Below are 20,117 nucleotides of genomic sequence, written 5' to 3' on the forward strand. Positions count from 1 at the left end.
ATGAACCAAGCCATTCTCGTCATCGATGTACGGCACGCCTTCTTCGATGCCGGGCCTTGCCCGGACGAAGCCGCGCTGGAGCTGGCGCGGATCAACGCCCTGACCGAGCGTGCCCGGCAGGCCGGTGCGCCGGGCGCTACTGCCACCCATACCGCCGCGCATAGAAGCCCTTGACCGCCTGCGTGAGGCCGATGTAGCCCAGCAGGATCGGCACCAGGCACACGAAGTAGAAGGGCGGCAGCGCTTCCAGCTTGAAGTAGTGGGCCAGCGGCCCCATGGGCAGGAAGATGCCGATGGCCATGATGATGGCCGTGCCCATCATCAGCGCCGGCGCGGCGCGGCTCTGCAGGAACGGGATCTTGGGCGTGCGGATCATGTGCACCACCAGCGTCTGCGTGAGCAGGCCCACCACGAACCAGCCCGACTGGAACAGCGTCTGGTGCTCAGGTGCGTTGGCGTGGAACACGTACCACATCAGCAGGAAGGTGGTGATGTCGAACACCGAGCTGATCGGCCCGAAGAACAGCATGAAGCGGCCGATCTCGGCTGGCTGCCAGCGCTGCGGCGCCTGCAGCATCTCGGCGTCCACGTTGTCGAACGGGATGGCGATCTGCGAGATGTCATAGAGCAGGTTCTGCACCAGCAGGTGCATGGGCAGCATCGGCAGGAAAGGCAAAAACGCGCTGGCCACCAGCACCGAGAAGACGTTGCCAAAGTTGGAGCTGGCCGTCATCTTGATGTACTTCAGCATGTTGGCGAAGGTGCGCCGGCCTTCCAGCACGCCTTCTTCCAGCACCATCAGGCTCTTCTCCAGCAGGATGATGTCGGCCGCTTCCTTGGCGATGTCCACCGCCGTGTCGACCGAGATGCCGATGTCTGCGCTGCGCAGCGCCGGCGCGTCGTTGATGCCGTCGCCCATGAAGCCGACCACGTGGCCGTTGCCCTTGAGCGCGCGCACGATGCGCTCCTTGTGCGTGGGCGTGAGGCGGGCAAAGACGTTGGCGCCTTCTACCGCCAGCGCCAGCCGGGCGTCGTCCATGGCCTCGACGTCGGCGCCCAGCAGCATGCCGTCGATCGACAGCCCGACCTCGCGGCAGATCTTGGCGGTGACGCGCTCGTTGTCGCCGGTCAGCACCTTCACGGCCACGCCGTGGGCGTGCAGCGCGGCAATGGCGGGCTTGGTGCTTTCCTTGGGCGGGTCGAGGAAGGCGACGTAGCCGACCAGGGTCAGGCCGGCCTCGTCGGCCACGCCGTAGGTGTCGCGCGCGGGCGGCATCTCGCGCACGGCCACCGCCACCACGCGCAGGCCTTCCTCGTTCTGGGCGGCGGTCACGGCGCGGATGCGCTCCAGCAGCGCGGGCGTGAGCGGCTCGGCGGCGTCGCCGTGGCGCACGTGGTCGCAGACGGCAAGGATTTCTTCGACTGCGCCCTTACACACCAGCAGGTGGTGCTCGTCATGCTCGGCCACCACCACCGACATGCGGCGGCGGGTGAAGTCGAACGGGATCTCGTCCACCTTGCGGAAGGCGGTGGCGATCTCCAGCTCGCGGTAGACCTCGGCATGCTCCAGCACCGCCACGTCGAGCAGGTTCTTCAGCCCGGTCTGGTAGTAGCTGTTGAGGTAGGCCATCTCCAGCACGTCGTCGGAGGCGTCGCCGAACACGTCGGTGTGGCGCGCCAGAAAGATCTTGTCCTGCGTCAGCGTGCCGGTCTTGTCGGTGCACAGCACGTCCATGGCGCCAAAGTTCTGGATCGCGTCCAGGCGCTTGACGATCACCTTCTTGCGCGACAGCACCACCGCGCCCTTGGCCAGGGTGGAGGTGACGATCATCGGCAGCATCTCGGGCGTGAGCCCCACCGCCACCGACAGCGCAAACAGGAAGGCCTGCAGCCAGTCATGCTTGGTGAAGCCATTGATCAGCAGCACCAGCGGCACCATCACCATCATGAAGCGGATCAGCAGCCAGCTCACCTTGTTGACGCCGGCCTGGAACGAGGTGACGGCCGGGTCGGCCGCCGTCACGCGCTGCGCCAGTGCGCCAAAGTAGGTGCGTCCGCCAGTGGCCACGGCCACCGCCGTGGCCGATCCAGAGACCACGTTGGTGCCCATGAACAGCAGGTTCTCCAGCTCCAGCGGGTTGCCGGCGACAACGCCGCGCGGCACGGCAAATTTCTCCACCGGCATCGATTCGCCGGTCATGGCCGCCTGGCTCACGAACAGGTCCTTGGCCGCCAGCACGCGCAGGTCGGCCGGGATCATGTCGCCCGCAGACAGCACCACCACGTCGCCCGGCACCAGTTGGCGGATCGGTTCCTCCACACGCGGCAGCGCGCCGCTGTGGCGCGGCACGGCAGCCGTGGCCTCGGCCGGCGTGGTGGCGCCATCGGGCCGCAGTACGGTGGCGGTGTTGCTCACCATGGCCTTGAGCTTGTCGGCCGCATCGTTGGAGCGCGACTCCTGCCAGAAGCGCAGCAGCGTGGACAGCACCACCATGGTGGTGATGACGATGGTGGCCTTGGTGTCTTCCGTCAGCCAGGACACCACCGCCAGCAGCGTCAGCAGCAGGTTGAACGGGTTGCGGTAGCACTGCCACAGGTGTTGCCACCAGGGCAGTGGCTTGTCCTGGGCGACCTCGTTGGGGCCGACCTCGGCGCGCACCGCCTCGGCCTCGTCCTGGCTCAGGCCCTCGGGGCGCGAGCCCAGCGAATGCAGCAGCGCCGTGGCATCGCTGTGCGCCGCCGCGCTCAGCGTCTGGCCAAGCGAGGCCGGCATCTCGCGGCTCACATTGGTGCCGGCCAGCGATTCGAACAACGCCAGGCGCTGGAAGTGACGATAGAAGCCGCGGCTGATCAGGAAGCGGGCGAAGAAGCTCTTGAGAGCATGGAGGAGAGTCATGTGCAGCGTGCTCCCTGTCGTTATGTGCCATGCCGCTGGGTATCGGCGCCTGGGGGCGGGCGGGCCGGGCCCGGGCTGCACTCTAGGCCGTGAACCTGACGGGAAGCCCGTTGCCGGGTGAAGCGGAGGTAATGCAGGATTCGGGCAGGGCTCGGGCCGGCCTCGGTTATCGTCGCCGCCATGCTGCCTCTTTCATCCCCAGGCCCTGTAACCAAGCGCCGCGCCGACGCGGTCGATGCCCTGCGCGGCACGGCGGTGGTCTGGATGACCGCCTTCCACTTCTGCTTTGACCTGGGCTACCACGGCCTCTGGCGCCAGAACTTCCTGGGCGACCCGTTCTGGACCTGGCAGCGCACGGCGATCGTCAGCCTGTTCCTGTTTTGCGCCGGCCTGGGCCAGGCGCTGGCGGTGGGGCAGGGCCAGGACTGGGCGCGCTTCTGGCGCCGCTGGGCGCAGGTGGCGGGCTGCGCGCTGCTGGTCACGGCCGGTTCCTGGTGGCTGTTTCCGCGCAGCTTCATCTACTTTGGCGTGCTGCACGGGCTGGCGCTGATGCTGATCGTGGCGCGGCTCACGGCGGGCGGCGGCGGCTGGCTCTGGCCATTGGGCGCGCTGGCCATCGCCTCGCCCTGGCTGGCCGATGCGCTGCTGCAGGGCAGTGCGCTGGCGCCGGTCTTCAATGGCCGTGCGCTCAACTGGCTGGGTTGGATCACGCACAAACCCATCACCGAAGACTACGTGCCGGTCTTCCCCTGGCTGGGCGTGCTCTGGTGGGGCGTGGCGGCCGGCACTTGGGTGCAGCGGCAAAGGCCGCAGTGGCTGCGCGCAGAGGCCGGCGGCGCGCTGCGCCCACTCGCCTGGCTGGGGCGCCACAGCCTGTCCTGGTACATGCTGCACCAGCCGGTGCTGCTGGGCGCGCTGGCTTTACTGGCGGCCTGGCAGCGTGGTAGCTAAATCCAAGGGAAAAGTGCCTTTAGCCCAATACCGGCGCCGGCATATAGCTATTAATATGGTAGCTACCACCCTTTTCCAGCGGGCATGAAAAATGTCCGCTGTCAAGTCCTTAGTGCAGACAGGTAGTGGTGCGAAAGGTCTTACGGGGCAACAAGTTAGGCCATATTTCGGCCATCGTGTGCTCTTGCTGCTTTTCCGGCTAGGTGCCGCATAGGCGCTTCGCGGTAGCAAGCCCAGGGGCGGCGTAGCGGGCAAGGTCGCACTGTCATCATAGCCGTGGCTTGTCGCAAGCGGTCTCTCAAAGCGAAATCGCAGCCGGTGGGCGGCGATTTCGCTTGCGGGTGGATGGTGGATGCGTCTGCATCGTCAACTCGGCCTCGGCGGCGGCGCCTTGCTCGCCCCCGCCTTCCTGAATCCCCGGTCGCCGGCGATGAACGCTTCCAGCATGTGCGGGATCAGCGTCACGGCATCGACCGCCTCGCCATACGCCTGCGCGTGCAGCGCGGCGTAGCGGTCGAGGTCGGCTTTCAGGCTGGCCGGGCAGGCAAAGGTCAGCTTCGTGGATTCGGTTTTCGGCAGCGGGCCGAGCCGCAGCTTGCGCGTCGTCATCGTGAAGTCCCCTTGTTGAAGAACAACGGCTGGTAGGGCCGCAGCACCAAGTCGCGGTTGGCGATGATGCGAACCGGCAGGCCCGGCCGCTCGGTCAGCGTCGGCTGGATGTTCATGTTGCGCCGGGTCATCTCCTGCCCGACCTGATTGATGCTGTCCTGCGCGCTGTCACGCCCGGCGATGATGATGCGGTCGCCATCCTGGCGGTTCTCGGGCGCGGCCAGCTCGGAGCCGACGCCCAGCAGTGTGGTCAACGCTGCGCCAGCGAAGATGCGGCCCCAGTGGTAGTCCACGTCGTCTTCCAGCCCGGCATAGCCGGCCGGGTCGGCTCCGACCAGGTTGTCGAGCGTGAGCGAAGACGTGTCGGGCAGGATGATCCGGTTCCACACCACCTGCACGCGGCTCTGCCCGTAGCTGACCTGGCTGTTGTAGCGGCCCAGGATGCGCGAACCCTGCGGGATCAGCAGAAAGCGCCCGGTAGCCGTGTCATAGAGCGGCTCCGTCACCGTGGCGATCACGTCGCCCGGCAAGTCCGACTTGATGCCCGTCACCAGCGCCCCGGCGATGACCGTCCCGGCCATCACCTGATATGGCGAGGCCGGCAGCGTCAGATTGCCGGAATTGCGGGTTTCCGTACTTCCGGCTTTCAGGAACGCCTCTTTCTGGTCTTGCCGGTTCTGTACCGCCGTCGGGTCGGCAGGCTGGGCCGCCGTGGAGGCTGGCCCGGCAGCCATCGGGTCGAACGCCGCATTGGCGGCGAAGCCCGGCGCGGCGGTAGCCTGCGACTGCGCCACCGGCGCGGCCTTCTGCGTGCCAGAGCGAAAGAACACCGATGAACCCGCGGCCGCTTGGGCTTCCTTGCGCAGCGCATCGTTCGAGTCGTGGCCGGGGGCCGCATAGGCGGCCGTCACCGGCTGCTGCGACTTGACGATGGCCGGGCCAAGATCGCCCGGCAGCGGCGGCCCCAGCTCGGGCACCGTGGGCGGCAAGGCCGGCGGCAGCTTGGAGTAGTCCGCCGGCAGCGCATCCAGCCCTTCGGACTTGGAGACGCGATCGACGTTGTAAAGCTCGGTCTGCTCACCAGCACCACGCCGCTGCGGTTGCAGCGACCACATCAGCGCACCGAGCACGGCGACCGCCAGGCCGCCGGCGAGGATGGCCAGCGTGCGCCGGTTCAGGCGTGTGACCGGGCGCGGCTGGGCGCGTAGCGCCACCGCCTCGGGTGCGATCTTGCCCGCTGCATGCGGCGCGGCGAGGTCGGGAGTCTCGTCACTCATGGTCAGTTCCTCCGCGCCACGCCGTCAGTGCGCTCGATCCGCACCACGTCACCACCATCGCCGCCCAGGCGCAGTTCGGCCGCGCCAAGGAGGCGATCCACGATGTAGTACGGCGAGCGGAAACGGTAATTGACGAGCTGGCCGTCACCCTGCGTGCCGATGACGAACAGCGGCGGCAGTTCGCCTTGGGCGATACCCGGCGGGAACTGGATATAGACCTTTTCTCCATCATCGAAGGCCCGTTGCGGCTTCCACGGCGGGTTGCTGCCGCTGATCGCGTAGCGGAAGCGGATCTTCTCCAACGCCAAGCCGGTATCGACCGGCGCGGCTGTCTGTGCGGCCTGCGACTGGCGCTGCAAAGCCAGCATCCGGTCTTTGGGGTAGTCCCATGAAACCGACGCCATCCATGCCTTTTCCGTCGAGGTCAGTTCCAGCAGGTACGTCCGCCGGCTGGTGGTGATGACCAGATTGGTTTTCAGGCCCGAGCGAGTGGGCTTGACCAGCACGTTGACGCGCAGCGCCTCGCCGCTGCCGCTGGACGTGTCGCCCACGATCCAGCGCACGGTATCGCCAGCGGCGACGGTGACAAGTTCCTCGCCGGGCTGGAGCGAGACCACGGTGACGCGCCCCGGTGCGGCATAGACTTGATACAACGCGCCGTCGCTGTACGGCCACACTTGGATCGCATTGACGTAGCCCTCGCGGGTCGGCGCGATGCGGGCCTCGGCATTGGCGCGCGACACCCGCACCTTCTCGTCGGCCGGCTCCGGCGCGGGCGTGGCCTCGTCCACCTCCGGCAGCGGCTTCAACTGCGCCGGCAGCGCCAGCGGCTCGGGCACGGCGACGACTTCAACCGGCTTGGACGGCTCGGGCAACGGCTGCGCCTGCACCGGCTCATCGAGCGAAATGGACGGCGGCGGCTTGCCCTGCGAGGCGCATCCCGACAGGGCCGCGAACATCAGCACGAAAGCGTAAAAGCGGAAAGGCAGGTTCATGGCTTGGCTCCTTCGGAAGAATCCAGTTCGCGGCTCCACGACAGGCCGTTGACGTAGATACCCAGCGGGTTCTTGCGCAGGCGCTGTTCTGTACGCGGGGTTTGCAGGACGGTTGAAAGCACGGCGTTCCAGCGTTCGGTGCCAGCGGGTGCGCCATTGACGAACCGCTGTTCCGTCCAGCGGACGTTGAACGAGGCATAGCTCGCGCGTGTGACGCTGGTGATCTGCACCGTCACCGACTCGCGGCCGACGCGGGCGAACGGATCGTTCTTGCTCGCGTAGTCGTTGAGCACGGCCGCGCCCTTGTCGGTGGTGTAGTCATAGGCATCGAGCCAGTTCTGCCGCACAACGATGGGGTCGATGGACAGGGAGCGCACCAGCGTCACGAAGCGCGCCAGGTGATGCGCAATCTGCGCATCGGCGGGCCGATACGGCGTGGCGGCCTCGCCCACGGTACGCACTTGGCCGGATTGATCGACTTCGATGACGTAGGGCGTCACGATGGACTGCGCCGAGCGCCACACCAAACCGCCGGCCATCAGCAGCGCGAGCGTGAGGCAGCCGAAGGCCATCAGCCGCCAGTTCTTCGCCTGCACGCGGGCCGAGCCGATACGCTCGTCCCACACCTGCGCGGCGGCTTGATACGGAGTGGCAGGCTGCGGCGTATCGGCATAGCGCACCTGCGGTCGTTTGAATCGCATGGTCAGTTCTCCTTGTGAATCGCTTTAGTCGTCGGAGCCGCGCAGGCTCGGGCCTTGCCCGGAGCCGCCGCCATCGCCACCGCGCAACGTGTGTGCGGCAGTGGTCGCGGCATGAGTGATCTGCTGGCGGCGGTGCATCCGCTTGGCCCATGCGGGCTGCTCTTGCTTCTGCGAGCTGGCGGCGCTGTCTGTGGCTTCGCCAGCGGCCGCCTGACCGGCGCCAGCCGCACCGGGCGCAGCGCCGCCACCGGCCTCTGTGCCGTTCCAGCCAGCACGGAAAGAGCTGGTCATCTTCTGCGCCGCGCCGGACGCCCCGGATGCGGCGCTGCGCCCGGCAGACTGCGCGCCGGTCTTGGCGACATTGCCCAAGCCGGCCATCGCGCCCTTGGCGCCGCCGCCCGCAGCGGCGGAACCGGCCTGGAACGCCGAGCGTGCGCTACCGGCCGCCGAGGTGGCGGCCCGCGCACCGGCGCCGGCCAGCTTGGCGGCCGCAGGCGCCATGCGTGCGCCGGCCGCTACGGCGCCACCGACCCCGGTCGCGGCGGCACCGATGGCAACGGCCGTGCCGGCGGCACCGACAGCGGCACCCGCCATCGCGCCAGCGCCGAGCTGCGGCGCACCGGACACGAGGCCGGTGGCGATGCCCGGCCCATAGATGCCCAGCGCCAGCAGCGCGAGCGAGGCCAGCATCACGACAAGGGCGTGGTCGATGGAGGGTTCGTCGGGATGAACCTGGAACTCTGCGAACAGGCCCGAGCCGATGCCGACGATGACGGCCAGCACCAAGACCTTGATGCCCGACGACACCACATTGCCGAGCACCTTTTCGGCGAGAAACGAGGTCTTGTTCCAAAGCGCGAACGGCACCAGCACGAAGCCGGCCAGCGTCGTCAACTTGAACTCGATCAGCGTGATGAAAAGCTGGATCGCCAGCACGAAGAAACACAGGATGACGGTGAGCCAGGCGAGGAACATCACCACGATGGGGTCGATGTTCACGAAGACTTCGGGGAAGCCGGCCATGTCGCCGATCTGGTCGAGGATCGGCGCCCCGGCGTCGATGCCGGTCTTGGCCAGCCGCCCCGGTTGCAGGAAGTTCTCCATCGTCATGGTCGAGCCGGTGGCCGTCAGGCCCAGCCCGGCGAACGAGCGGAACACGATGCCGGCCAGCCAGTTGAAGTTGTCGATGATGTAGGCGAAGGCACCGACGTAGAGCACCTTGCGCAGCAGCTTGGCGATCACGTCCTCGCCCTGGCCGGTGGCGTGGCTCATGGCCCAATACAAGCCGGCGATGGTCATGTCGATGACGATCAGCGTGGCCGTCAGGAACGCCACTTCGCCTTGCAGCAAGCCGAACCCGGAGTCGATGTAGCGCGAGAACGTATCGAGGAAGCGATCGATGATGGTCACGTCGTTCATGGCGCGTCCTCCAAGGCAGGCAAAGCCGCCGTCTCGTCGCGGTCGTCGGGTTCATCGAAGCTCGCCGGAATCGGCGGCAGCTCGGCCAGCGTCCGGTATTCGTCCGGCCCGGCCCGGCCGGAGAAGAAGCGCCGCCGGAACGCTTCGGCGGCGGCGCGGCAGTCGTCTTCGCCCACGGCCTGCCGGTCGTCCGCGCACTGCGCACGCAACGCCTTGAGCCGCACGGGATCTGTGGTCAAAGCGTCGGCCAGGTTCTCGGCCGACTGCTGGCCGTACGCGGTCAGCAGCAGGGCCAGCAGCGAAACCGACAAGACGGGAGCGCATCGCATGGCCGTCTCCCGTCAGTTGTTGTAGAAGTTGACGGACTGCGGCGTGTACGGCGTGCCGCTGCCCAGGAAGCGCCGCCGCACTTCGCGGGCGCGCTCGGTGGCCGCCGCCTGCCGCGCCAGTTCCAGCGAGGCGGCGCGGTCTTGCGTGATCTGGAGCTGCTGGGACTGGATGGACTGCTTGGCCTGCAAGGCAAGAAGCTGGTTGGTCGCCTGCTGCGCCTGCAAGGCGCCGGTGGCCGATTGGCTCTGGCTCACGAGGTCGGCCAGCGCGCTTTCGTCTTGGGCCAGGTTCTGCGACACCTGCGCCTGCATCCGCATCGCGGTATGCAGGCCGTCGAGGGTGTTCTTCCAGCGTTCGCGGGCGTCCTGCGCCATGCGGTCGCCGCTGATGGTCGCGGCGTACTGCTCCGGGTACAGACGCGCAAACGTGGCATCCATGCTCTGCACGTCGTAGGCCAGTCCCTGCGCCTCGGCGATCAGGCGTTCGGTGGTGGCGAGCGTGGAGCGCAGGCGGTTAACGATGTTGAAATCGAGGCTCGCCAGATTGCGGGCCTGGTTTATCAACATCTGCGCCTCGTTTTGCAGTTGATTGATCTGGTTGTTGATCTGCTCCATCGTGCGGATTGCCGTCAGCGTGTTCTGCACAAGGTTGGCGGGGTCGATGAACGTGAGGGCCGATGCGGGCTGCGCGGTCAGCAGCGTCACCGACAGCACGGCGGCTAGGGATACGGAGAGAGCACGGATCTTCATGGCGAAACCTCCAGCGGTTGAGAAGCGAGGAAAGAAGCCGCCGCCGGTGAGGACGGCAGCAGGTCGGCAGCCCAGTCGAGGCCGCGATGGCGCAGCCACGCGCCGGCGAAGCCGGGAGCGCCGGCCTGCGTCAGTACGCGGTCAATGTCGCGTTGGTCTTGCGGTGTGGATGCGCCCGCGAAGGCGAGCGCTGCCGGCCCTAGGTCGAGGTCGAACAGGCGATTGCCGAGGCGCGATTGGTAGTAGTAGTCGCGCTTGGGCTGCGCGGTGGCGACGATTTCGACCTGCCGGCTGTTGAGGCCGAAGCCCTCGTAGATCGTGCGAATCTGCGGCTCGGTTGCCTGCGGATTGGGGAGAAAGATTCGACTCGGGCAGCTCTCGATGATCGCGGGCGCGATGCTCGAATCCTTGATGTCGGCGAGCGACTGCGTGGCGAAGATCACCGACACGTTTTTCTTGCGCAGCGTCTTGAGCCATTGCCGGATGCGGGCGGCGAAAGACGGCTCATCGAGGAACAGCCATGCCTCATCGAGAATCAGCAGCGTGGGCGCACCGTCGAAACGCTCATCGAAGCGGGCGAACAGGTAGCGCAGCACCGCTTGCACGGCGGCGGGGCTGTGCATCAGTTCTTCCATCTCGAAGCCCTGCACGTCACCGAAGCCGAGACGATCGGTGTCCGCGTCCAGCAGCTTGCCGTGCGCGCCGCCGAGCACATAGGGCGCGAGTGCCTGCCGCAGCGCGTTCGATTGCAGCAGTACGGACAGCCCGGTGAGCGTGCGTTGCTCCACCGGCGCACCGGCGAGGCTGCCCAGCGCCGACCAGATGACCGCCTTCTCGTCCGGGCCGACCGTCACGCTCTCATGCAGCAGGCGGCCTTCCACCCATTCCCCCGCCCAGGAGCGATAGCTTTCCCGGTCGATACGCGCGAGCGGCTGGAAGGCAATGCCGCCATCGGCACCCAAGTCGTAGTGCTCGCCGCCCAGGCCCAGGATGGTGGCGCGCATCGAGCGGCCCATATCGAAGGCGAACACGCGCGAGCCGCGATAGCGGCGGAATTGCTGCACCAGAATGGCAAGCAACACCGACTTGCCCATGCCAGTCGGGCCGGCGACCAGCATGTGCCCCACGTCGCCGATGTGCGTCACCAGCCGGAACGGCGTGGCGCCATCGGTGCGGGTGACGATCAGCGGCGGGCCATCGAGGTGGTCGTTCTTCTCCGGCCCCGCCCATACGGCGGACAGCGGCATCATGTGCGCCAGGTTCAGCGTCGAAACGATGGGCTGGCGCACGTTGGCGTAAGCGTTGCCGGGGATGGACGACAACCACGCATCCACGGCGTTCAGCGTTTCGGGGATGGTGACGAACCCGCGTCCTTGGATGACGCGCTCCACCATGCGCAGCTTTTCGTCGGCCGCGGCTGGATCGGCATCGAGCACCGTCACCGTTGCAGTGAAGTGACCGAAGGCCACCTGATCGCCACCCAGCTCCTGCATCGCGGCATCCGCGTCGCCCGCCTTGTTGCTGGCGTCGGTATCCACCAGGGGCGATTCCTGCTGAAAGATCGTCTCGCGCAGCAGCGCGATGACGTTCTTGCGCTTGGCGAACCATTGGCGGCGCAGGCGGCCGAGTTCCTTTTCCGCTTCGGCTTTGTCCAGGCAGAGAAAGCGCGTACTCCAGCGGTAGGCAAAACCCAGGCGGTTGAGGTCGTCTAGCAGGCCCGGCCAGGTCGAGGTCGGAAAGCCTCGCACCGACACCACGCGCAGGTGCTGGTCACCCAGCGTCGGCGCTAGACCGCCGACCAGAGCGGAGTCGGCCAGTAGCGCGTCGATGTGGAACGGCACCTCCGGCACGGCCACCGGATAGCGCCGCGTGGACACCGTGGCGTGCAGGTAGGTCAGCGTCTCGGCGTCATCGAGCCAGGTGATTTCCGGCATTACGCCATCGAGCAAGTCGAAGACACGATCGGTTTCCGCCACGAACGCATCGAGCCGACCGCGCCAGTCCACGCCATCGCCGGGCGCGTTCTCGTAGAGCAGCTTGGCCGCGCGGGCGCGCGATTCCTCGGGCGGCAGGTAAGCCAGTGTCAGGTGATAGCCGCTCTCGAAGTGATGCCCCGATTCCTCGAAGGCGGCGCGGCGTTCCTCGTCCACGAGCCAGGACAGCGGTTCGGGGAAGTCGGCGTGCGGGTAATCCGCCGCCGGTCGGCGCTCGGCTTCGATGAACAGCGCCCAGCCCGAGCCCAGGCGGCGCAGCGCGTTGTTGAGGCGTGCCGACGTGGCGATCAGCTCGCCCTGTGTCGCGCTGTCCAGATCAGGCCCGCGAAAGCGCGCCGTGCGCTGGAAAGAGCCGTCCTTGTTCAAGACGACGCCCGGCGCGATCAGCCCGGCCCACGGAAGCCAGTCGGCGAGCAAGGCCGGGCGCTGGCGGTATTCGGCAAGGTTCAGCATGGCGGCGTCCCCCTACACGTCCAAAAGCGGTTTGTGCTTGATGTGCCGAGCGAAGACCTGCATGAACTGCGGATCGACGCGCGCACCCCAGACCGCCAGCGAATGGCCGACGATCCAGAGCACCACACCGGGAATCCACAGTTGCAGGCCCAGCCCGACGGCGGCGGCCAGCGTGCCGTTGGCAATCGCCACGGTGCGCGGCGCACCGCCCATCAGGATCGGCTCGGTGAGTGAGCGATGCAGCGGCACCTCGAAGCCCGCGGTGAAGGCATCCGGGGCGCTCATACGATCGCCCCACCAGAGAACGAGAAGAACGACAGGAAGAACGAGGACGCGGCGAACGCGATGGACAGACCGAAGACGATCTGGATCAGCTTGCGGAAGCCGCCGCTGGTATCGCCGAAGGCCAGCGCCAGGCCGGTGGAAATGATGATGATGACCGCGACGATGCGCGCCACCGGCCCCTGGATGGATTCGAGAATAGAGGTCAGCGGGCCTTCCCACGGCATCGAGGAACCGGCGGCCTGCGCGGTGCCGGCCGTCATCAACATGACGGCGGCCAGCAGCAGGCCATGGTGCGCCGGCGCGGCCAGGCGCCGCAGGCGTGCGAAGGCCGAAGCCGGATTTACGGAAATGCGGAAAGCATGAATGTGCATCTGCGTCATGGCAGTTCTCCAGAGGGTTCAGGGGACGGGGAGGAAACTGGCGGTAGCTCGGGAAACGGCGTTTCCAGCGCATCCGCCATGCGATAGCCCACGCCGTCGAATCCGACGACGCGGGCGATGCTTTCGACGTGGCGCTTGCGGCCACGCCCGGCGATGTGGATGACAACGTTGATGGCCTCAGCGATCAACGCGCGCGGCGGATTCACTGCCACTTCAAGAATTAGCTGCTCCAGGCGCAGCAGCGCGCCCAAGGTGGAACCGGCGTGAATCGTGGCGATGCCACCGGGGTGGCCGGTGCCCCACACCTTGATGAGATCAAGCGCCTCGCCGCCGCGCACCTCACCAACGATCACGCGATCGGGGCGCAAGCGCATCGTGGCGCGCACCAGTTCCTGCATCGACACCACGCCTGCGCGCGTGCGCAGCGGCACATGGTCGCGGGCGGCGCATTGCAGCTCGATGGTGTCTTCGAGCACCAGCACGCGGTCGCCGGTGGCGGCGATCTCGGCCAGCAGCGCGTTCGCCAGCGTGGTCTTGCCGGTGCTGGTGCCGCCGGCGATCAGGATGTTCTGCCGCTCACGCACGGCGCGGCGCAGGAACTCGGCTTGGCCGGCAGTCAGGATGCCGTCGGCCACATAGCGATCCAGGCCGATGATGCTGATGGCCCGCTTGCGCAGCGCGAAGGCCGGGCCGGGTGCTGCCGGCGGCAAGATGCCCTCGAAGCGTTCGCCCGTTTCGGGCAGCTCGGCGGTCAAGAGCGGCTGGCCGCGATGCACTTCCGCGCCGACGTGGGCCGCGACAAGACGAATGATGCGTTCGCCATCGGCCTCGGGCAGTTCCACGCCCAGCGGTGCGCGACCTGACGACAGCCGATCCACCCATAGGGTGCGGTCGGGGTTGAGCATGATTTCCACCACGTCGGGGTCTTCGAGCGCGGCGGCGATCAGCGGCCCCATTGCCGTGCGCAACATCTGGATGCGGCGATCCTGTGAAGTTGCGGCAGACGAACGCGGCTCGGACGGTATCTGCGGCACGGCGCTCATGAAGCACGCTCCCGCGCTTCAGCCAGCGCCGCCGCGTCATCCATGCGCGCGGTGTCCGGGTGCAGTTCTTCCACTACGTCGCGCACCAGACTCCGACCGCGCAGAAGATGGCGCCCGAGTTGTTCGATGAACTGCTCGAAACGCGCCTTGCCCTGGGCGCGGACCGCTTCCTGATGTGCTTCGGGAATCGGCGTGCTGACGGTCAGGAAGTAGCGGACAAATAGCGCCAGCGTTTCGATCTGGATGTTCTGGTCGCGCTCCAGGCGCTCGGCCTGGCGCGACAGCCGATCCAGCCGCTTGGCGATGGCCGCCTCGCGCTGGTCACCGGCATCGGGCGATAGCCAGGACGCCAGCGCCGCTGCAACGATGGACGACTTGGACACGCCTTTCTTGGCGGCGAGTTCGTCCAGGCGCTTGGCGTGCTCGTGCTGGATGAACAGATTGAGGCGGTATTGGCTCATAGGTCGATTCCATCGTTGGGGTCGAGGGAAGCCAGCCGGGCCGTGCGCTGCATGGCCGGGTCGAGCTGGCCGGGAAGCGGCAGCGGAAAGTCGTCGTCATCGAGCAGCGCCAGGTCGTTACCTGCGGGCTGCGGTTCGGCGCTGTATTCGGCGACCTCGGATAGCTCCGGCCGCCGGCGCGGGCCGCCGTCGTCGGTGCCGTCGAGGTCATCGGCGGATGCCGTGGCCGCTGCGGTCGGCACAGCCGGAATCGCCAAGCCGCTCCAGTCATCGGGTCGCAATGGCGGCGCATCGGCGTAGCACCCGGCTGCAAGCACGGGCGGCGGCAACATACGTTGCTTGAAGTTGGCGTCCGTGTAGTAGCGCAGCTTGTGCGCCTTGATCGGCGCCAGGCTGGACACCATCACCACCGCCTCGTCGGGCGGAAGCTGCATCACTTCGCCTGGCGTCAGCAGTGGCCGGGCCGTTTCCTGTCGCGACACCATCAGGTGCCCCAGCCACGGGGCCAATCGGTGCCCGGCATAGTTGCGCTGCGCGCGCAGCTCGGTCGCGGTGCCGAGCGTTTCCGAAATACGTTTGGCGGTGCGTTCGTCGTTGGTAGCGAACGTCACGCGGACATGGCAGTTGTCGAGGATGGAATGGTTCTGCCCATACGCCTTGTCGATCTGGTTGAGCGACTGCGCGATGAGGAAACTGCGGATGCCGTAGCCCGCCATAAAGGCGAGCGCGGTCTCGAAGAAGTCGAGCCGACCCAGCGCCGGGAACTCATCAAGCATCAACAGCAGCTTGTGGCGGCGTTCGATGCCATCGGAGCCGTCGAGCGATTCCGTGAGTCGCCGCCCGATCTGGTTGAGGATCAGTCGAATGAGAGGCTTGGTGCGGCTAATGTCCGAGGGCGGCACCACCAGGTACAGCGACACCGGATGCTCGGAAGCAATCAGGTCGGCGATGCGCCAATCGCAGCGCGACGTGACTTCGGCCACCGTGGGGTCGCGGTATAGGCCAAGGAAGCTCATCGCCGTGGACAGCACGCCCGAACGCTCGTTGTCGCTCTTGTTGAGCACTTCTCGCGCGGCCGAAGCGACCACGGGATGCGGCGCATCGCCCAGGTGCTTCGTCGTCATCATCCGGTGCAAGGTCAGCTCGAACGGGCTGGCCGGGTCGGACAGAAAATTGGCGACGCCGCGCAAGGTCTTGTCTTCGCCGGCGTAGAGCACATGAAGAATCGCGCCGACCAGCAGCGCATGGCTGGTCTTCTCCCAGTGATTGCGCTTCTCCAGCGCGCCTTCGGGATCGACCAGGATGTCCGCGATGTTCTGCACGTCGCGCACTTCATGCGCGCCGCGCCGCACTTCCAGCAGCGGGTTGTAGGCCGCTGACTTCGCATCGGTGGGGTTGAACAGCAGGCAATGCGAGAAGCGCGAGCGCCAGCCGGCGGTGATCTGCCAGTTTTCGCCCTTGATGTCGTGGATGACGGCGGACGCGGGCCAGGACAGCAGCGTTGGCACCACCAGGCCCACACCCTTGCCCGAGCGCGTGGGCGCGAAGGTCAGGACGTGTTCCGGCCCTTCGTGGCGAAGGTACTCATTGCGATACCGGCCGAGGAAGACGCCGGCCGGCTGCGTCAGACCGGCCTTGCGAACATCGTCCGTATCCGCCCAGCGCGCGGAACCGTAGGTGGTGACAAGGCGCGATTGCCGCGAACGCCACACCGACATGGCGATGGCAACCACCACGGCCACCAGGCCGCTGCCGCCGGCGATGGCCCCACCCACGTCGAAGACGTGTGGCGCGTAGCCATCGAAGACGAACCACCATTCAAAGAGCCGCCAGGGGTGATAGACCGGCGTGCCGAAGAAGTCGAACCAGGGCGAGCCAAGGCGTAGTTGGTAGGCCAGAGCGGCGGCCGTCCATTGCGTTGCACTCCATACGCCGGCGATCACGATGCCAAAGACGGCAGCGATCTGCCCGAAAAACACGCCCTGAGCTTGCATTGACTGGCCTCCGATTTCCCTGCGCTGATTCCTCGTTCACACGTGGCACAAGGACGTGCCGCATAGCGCGAGGATCAGTGCCGGGTCGGTGCCGGTCAAAGACCGTTATCGGGAGAAAGGTCTAGAAAAAAGGAAGAATTCGCGCAGCGTCGAGTCAAAGAAAAACGCCGCAAGCGAAGGCGCATTGCGGCGTGTATGGCGAGAGAGCGGGATATTTTTATGAATCGCCAGCGATCAGAACTTGGGAGCTTCCTTCGGCGGTGTGTATGGGGTCTTGCCGTCGCCGTAGAACCGCAATCGCGTGGCCTCGGCCACGCGATTGCACAACACATCGCCCAGCCTGGCATGATCGGTCTTGCACTGTTGGCGCAGTTCTTTCAGACGCACAGGATCGGCGACCAGTTGCTCCACAGTCGGTATGTCTGTCTTGTCGGGTGTTTCGGATTGTCCGCAGGCGGTCAGCACCACGGCCAGCAAGAGCGGGATCGCCTTCTTCATGGCTTAGGTTCCTCCGGGGGATCAGGGAAATGGTCTGGCGCTGGTCTGGTAACTTCGGGGGACTCGATGGCTTGCACACGCTCGATGAAGCGGGCCAGTGTTTCCGAAGGTTCGCCATCCAGACGCAGCAGATAGGTCGTGAGCATCGGCGAACGGCCAATCAGCGACCGCGCGACCACGCCCCGTTCCTGGCTAGCCGCGATATGCGCGGCGCCGGTCAGGCCCAGGGCAAAACCTGCGGAGACCAGCGCCATCATCAAATCGCAGGACGCCACCCGCTCGGCCACCAGCGGTTCCATATCCACACGGCGCAGCACACGATCAACCTGCCGGGCATGGCCCTCGCACGCCACCGGGTCGCACAGCACCAGCGGATAGCGCAACAGTTCTTCGAGCGGGATGCGCTTGTGGGCCAGCAAGGGATGCCGCGCCGGCACGGCTACCATCAGTGGATCGCTCCAGACGGGCGAGGCCACGATGCCATCGCCGGCTTCATCGGCGCGGGCAAAGCCCACGTCGTATAGGTCATCGTGCAGTCCCTTGATCTGCTGCGACAGCGGCACTTCGGTCAGGCGGATTTCGACTTCGGGTTCTTCTTGCCGGCACAGCGCCAGCAAGGCCGGCAGACGCGACGGCGTGATGCCGTCGGACAAGGCGATGCGCAGCTGGCCGTGGAAGCCGTTGGCGGCGGCCTTCACGCTGTCGCGGGCCTGCTGCAAGGCAGAGAACACGCGCGGCACATGCTCCAGAAAGAGGGCGCCCGCACGAGTCAGGCGTGTGCTGCGTGTGGTGCGGGCGAACAGCACCACGCCCAGTTCTTCTTCCAGTTCCTTGATGGCGCGCGACAGCGGCGACTGCTCGATGTGCAGTCGCTCGGCCGCGCGGGCGAAGTGGAGTTCTTCGGCCACGGCGAGGAAGCAGCGAAAATGCCTGATCTCCACGCTTGGCGCTCCCTATCACTTTTCCATCCGCTCGTGCGCGCCAATTGAGACGGCTTCGGCGGCAGCAGGCGAATGAAATCGGGGAATGACGAACTCGGACAGTTCGTGCAGGGTTTCATCCAGCGGCCGTTCGTTGCGGCGAAATTGCAGGCCAATGTGCTGGACGCCGGCCTCGCGCATGGATTCCAGTTCGGCAATCAAGCCGTTGCGGCCAACACGTCCACCAAAGCGATGCCGCCGCATCGGCGTATCGGGATGTTCTGCCAAGTCCAGGTGGATAAAGCTGACGTAGGGCTTGTCACCGGCTACTTGGCGCCACATTGCTACCCGTTCGGCATGTTCTTCGGGCATACGCGGATAAGCTAGACAGCCGTCCATGTGTGTGCCGATCCATTGCGGCTGCTGCTGCGCCAGCCCAGCCACCAGTAGCGGCAATTCAGCGGATGGGCGCGGCAGAACCTCGATACCGTCGGGCCAGGTGGCGCGGCGCCATTGGCTTAGCATTTCCACCTGCTCGCGAAACGACTCTCCGCGCAGCTCGAAATCGCGACCAAACAACGGATATTCGACTGGACGATCGCCGCTCGCAACACCCAGCAGCAGCCGACCCCGGCTGAGTCGTTCGATGCTGGCTGCGGCCTTCAAGGTCAGGATGGGTTCGCGGATCGGCAACACCACCGCAGCGGTGCCGAGCAGAATGCGGTCGGTTACGCCGGCCAGATAGCCGAGATAGGAGAAGACCTCGAACACTTGGGCGGCATCGCCGAATCCAGGATCGTAAACCGGCACGTCGCGCAGCCAAAGCACGCGAAATCCCAAGCGATCTGCCAAGCGCGCCAGTTCGCCATGACGCCCCATGTCAGGAACACCGAACGGGCGCCCGTCTTCTTGGCGGCTTCTTTGACCCGCAGACGACCAATCATTGTCCAACGGCAGTTCCACTCCGATGGAGAGTCCACCTTCGGTCAATCGTCGAATCGGTGACATCATCATTGCATGCTCCCGGTCATCCATTGCATCTAGTCACTGCGCCGAGGCCGTGCCTGGCCCCTTGAAGCGCGACAGCCAGTAGGCGTATGGGCTGGCAGCACGCCAGCCGGCTTGTTCTTGTCCAGCGCCAGTGCGATCTGGTACGGGTAGTGCGGGTCGGCCAGATAGGCGCGGCCGATCATCACCAGCTCCATCAGCTTGTCGGCGACCACGCGCTCGGCAGTGTGCGGGTCGTCGATGCACCAGCCCGAAGCCACCGGCAGCCCGGCTTCACGGCACACGCGCTCGGCGATGGGCGCGAGGAACGCTTGCGTGCCCCACGGCACCTTCGCATCCAAGGTGCTGAAACCCATGCTGACGTTAAGCAGATCCAGCCCGCCTTCGCGCATGTGCTTTACCAACTCGATGGACTCGGCAAGGGTGTCCTCGTCCTTGCCGTCGTACTCGATGACGCCCATGCGCGAGGTTAGCGGCAGGCGTTCCGGCCACACCTCACGCACCGCAGCAAGCGTCTCCAACAGGAAGCGGGAACGGTTGTCGAAGCTACCGCCATACGGATCGGTGCGCTGATTGGAGTGGGCCGAGAAGAAGCTCTGCGCCAGGTAGCCGTGGGCGAAGTGCAGTTCCAGCCACTCGAAGCCAGCATCGCGCGCGCGGCGTGCGGCTGCGGCGAAGTCAGCTTTGACCCGGACAATGTCATCCCGCGTCATGGCCTTGGGTACGCGGGGCAGACCTCCACCGAATGCGATCGCAGAGCGCGCGATGGGCTGCCAAGCGAGGGGACTATCGTCGGGGATGTGGTCATCACCTTCCCACGGTCGGTTGGCGCTGGCCTTGCGTCCGGCATGGCCGATCTGGATGCCCGGCACAGCGCCAGCAGCCTTGATGGATTTGGCAATGCGCGCCATGCCTTCGGCCTGGATGTCGCTCCATAGGCCGGCGCATCCGGGAGTGATGCGGCCCTCGGGCGAAACCGCTGTGGCCTCGACGATAACCAGACCGGCCCCACCTCGCGCGGTCGACGGGTAGTGCACCTGATGCCAGTCATTCGTGATGCCGTCGATGGCGCTGTATTGGCACATCGGCGGCACCGCGATGCGGTTGCGCAGGGTGACATCCTTCAACTTGAATGGGGTAAACAGTGCAGGCAT

The 20,117-nt window shown here is 66.3% G+C and carries 19 protein-coding genes and 1 pseudogene; 2 read left to right on the forward strand and 18 right to left on the reverse strand.

Features of this window, described 5'->3' with window-relative positions; all coding sequences use genetic code 11:
* Positions 1-174 carry a hypothetical protein gene (locus AAFF27_12745; GenBank protein ID XAH26001.1) on the forward strand — a complete coding sequence of 58 codons (174 nt, stop codon included), beginning with the start codon at positions 1-3 and terminating at the stop codon, positions 172-174.
* Here AAFF27_12745 and mgtA read toward each other — a convergent pair.
* Positions 137-2,896: a magnesium-translocating P-type ATPase gene (gene mgtA / locus AAFF27_12750; protein XAH26002.1), complete on the reverse strand. Its 2,760-nt coding sequence runs from the start codon at positions 2,894-2,896 to the stop codon at positions 137-139. The two genes, AAFF27_12745 and mgtA, sit on opposite strands and share 38 nt — an antisense overlap.
* Before the next feature lie 180 nt (positions 2,897-3,076).
* Between mgtA and AAFF27_12755 the strand changes: the two genes are divergently transcribed.
* Positions 3,077-3,847 (forward strand): heparan-alpha-glucosaminide N-acetyltransferase, encoded by a 771-nt coding sequence (locus AAFF27_12755; GenBank protein XAH26003.1) that lies wholly within the window; start codon positions 3,077-3,079, stop codon positions 3,845-3,847.
* Between the two features lie 366 nt (positions 3,848-4,213).
* On the opposite strand, the gene AAFF27_12760 is transcribed toward AAFF27_12755, so the two are convergent.
* The 17 genes and pseudogenes from AAFF27_12760 to AAFF27_12840 all read right to left on the reverse strand — a co-directional run bounded on the left by AAFF27_12760 (position 4,214) and on the right by AAFF27_12840 (position 20,117).
* Positions 4,214-4,456: a DUF2274 domain-containing protein gene (locus tag AAFF27_12760; GenBank protein XAH26004.1), complete on the reverse strand. Its 243-nt coding sequence runs from the start codon at positions 4,454-4,456 to the stop codon at positions 4,214-4,216.
* Complete coding sequence (locus AAFF27_12765; protein XAH26005.1) at positions 4,453-5,733, reverse strand: TrbI/VirB10 family protein; 1,281 nt, start codon at positions 5,731-5,733, stop codon at positions 4,453-4,455. Before AAFF27_12765 ends, AAFF27_12760 begins: the two co-directional genes overlap by 4 nt.
* Positions 5,734-5,735: 2 nt before the next feature.
* The gene (gene trbG, locus AAFF27_12770; protein ID XAH26006.1) at positions 5,736-6,728 is read right to left on the reverse strand and encodes a P-type conjugative transfer protein TrbG; all 993 of its coding nucleotides are present in this window, start codon (positions 6,726-6,728) and stop codon (positions 5,736-5,738) included.
* Positions 6,725-7,429 (reverse strand): conjugal transfer protein TrbF, encoded by a 705-nt coding sequence (gene trbF / locus AAFF27_12775; GenBank protein XAH26007.1) that lies wholly within the window; start codon positions 7,427-7,429, stop codon positions 6,725-6,727. The genes trbG and trbF overlap by 4 nt, the downstream gene beginning before the upstream one ends.
* 24 nt (positions 7,430-7,453) lie before the next feature.
* Positions 7,454-8,848 (reverse strand): P-type conjugative transfer protein TrbL, encoded by a 1,395-nt coding sequence (gene trbL / locus AAFF27_12780; GenBank protein XAH26008.1) that lies wholly within the window; start codon positions 8,846-8,848, stop codon positions 7,454-7,456.
* Entirely contained in the window at positions 8,845-9,177 is a 333-nt protein-coding gene (locus AAFF27_12785; GenBank protein XAH26009.1) for a hypothetical protein, read from the reverse strand. The genes trbL and AAFF27_12785 overlap by 4 nt, the downstream gene beginning before the upstream one ends.
* Positions 9,178-9,189: 12 nt before the next feature.
* On the reverse strand, positions 9,190-9,927 hold the full coding sequence (gene trbJ / locus AAFF27_12790) for a P-type conjugative transfer protein TrbJ (GenBank protein ID XAH26010.1): 738 nt from the start codon (positions 9,925-9,927) through the stop codon (positions 9,190-9,192).
* Positions 9,924-12,374, reverse strand: coding sequence for a conjugal transfer protein TrbE (gene trbE / locus AAFF27_12795; protein ID XAH26011.1), 2,451 nt, complete (start codon positions 12,372-12,374; stop codon positions 9,924-9,926). Before trbE ends, trbJ begins: the two co-directional genes overlap by 4 nt.
* A 12-nt stretch (positions 12,375-12,386) precedes the next feature.
* A complete protein-coding gene (locus AAFF27_12800; protein ID XAH26012.1) occupies positions 12,387-12,659 on the reverse strand; it encodes a VirB3 family type IV secretion system protein in 273 nt (90 codons plus the stop codon).
* Entirely contained in the window at positions 12,656-13,039 is a 384-nt protein-coding gene (locus AAFF27_12805) for a TrbC/VirB2 family protein (protein XAH26013.1), read from the reverse strand. The genes AAFF27_12800 and AAFF27_12805 overlap by 4 nt, the downstream gene beginning before the upstream one ends.
* On the reverse strand, positions 13,036-14,082 hold the full coding sequence (gene trbB / locus AAFF27_12810) for a P-type conjugative transfer ATPase TrbB (protein ID XAH26014.1): 1,047 nt from the start codon (positions 14,080-14,082) through the stop codon (positions 13,036-13,038). Before trbB ends, AAFF27_12805 begins: the two co-directional genes overlap by 4 nt.
* Entirely contained in the window at positions 14,079-14,543 is a 465-nt protein-coding gene (locus AAFF27_12815; GenBank protein ID XAH26015.1) for a CopG family transcriptional regulator, read from the reverse strand. The genes trbB and AAFF27_12815 overlap by 4 nt, the downstream gene beginning before the upstream one ends.
* A complete protein-coding gene (locus AAFF27_12820; GenBank protein XAH26016.1) occupies positions 14,540-16,537 on the reverse strand; it encodes a conjugal transfer protein TraG in 1,998 nt (665 codons plus the stop codon). Before AAFF27_12820 ends, AAFF27_12815 begins: the two co-directional genes overlap by 4 nt.
* 234 nt (positions 16,538-16,771) lie before the next feature.
* Entirely contained in the window at positions 16,772-17,035 is a 264-nt protein-coding gene (locus AAFF27_12825; protein ID XAH26017.1) for an EexN family lipoprotein, read from the reverse strand.
* Positions 17,032-17,976 (reverse strand): LysR family transcriptional regulator, encoded by a 945-nt coding sequence (locus AAFF27_12830; protein ID XAH26018.1) that lies wholly within the window; start codon positions 17,974-17,976, stop codon positions 17,032-17,034. Before AAFF27_12830 ends, AAFF27_12825 begins: the two co-directional genes overlap by 4 nt.
* Before the next feature lie 15 nt (positions 17,977-17,991).
* The gene (locus AAFF27_12835) at positions 17,992-18,966 is read right to left on the reverse strand and encodes a TIGR03571 family LLM class oxidoreductase (GenBank protein XAH26230.1); all 975 of its coding nucleotides are present in this window, start codon (positions 18,964-18,966) and stop codon (positions 17,992-17,994) included.
* 33 nt (positions 18,967-18,999) lie between these two features.
* A pseudogene (locus tag AAFF27_12840) lies at positions 19,000-20,117 on the reverse strand (NADH:flavin oxidoreductase/NADH oxidase).

The organism is Xylophilus sp. GW821-FHT01B05 (genome assembly GCA_038961845.1).
GTDB lineage: Bacteria > Pseudomonadota > Gammaproteobacteria > Burkholderiales > Burkholderiaceae_C > Xylophilus.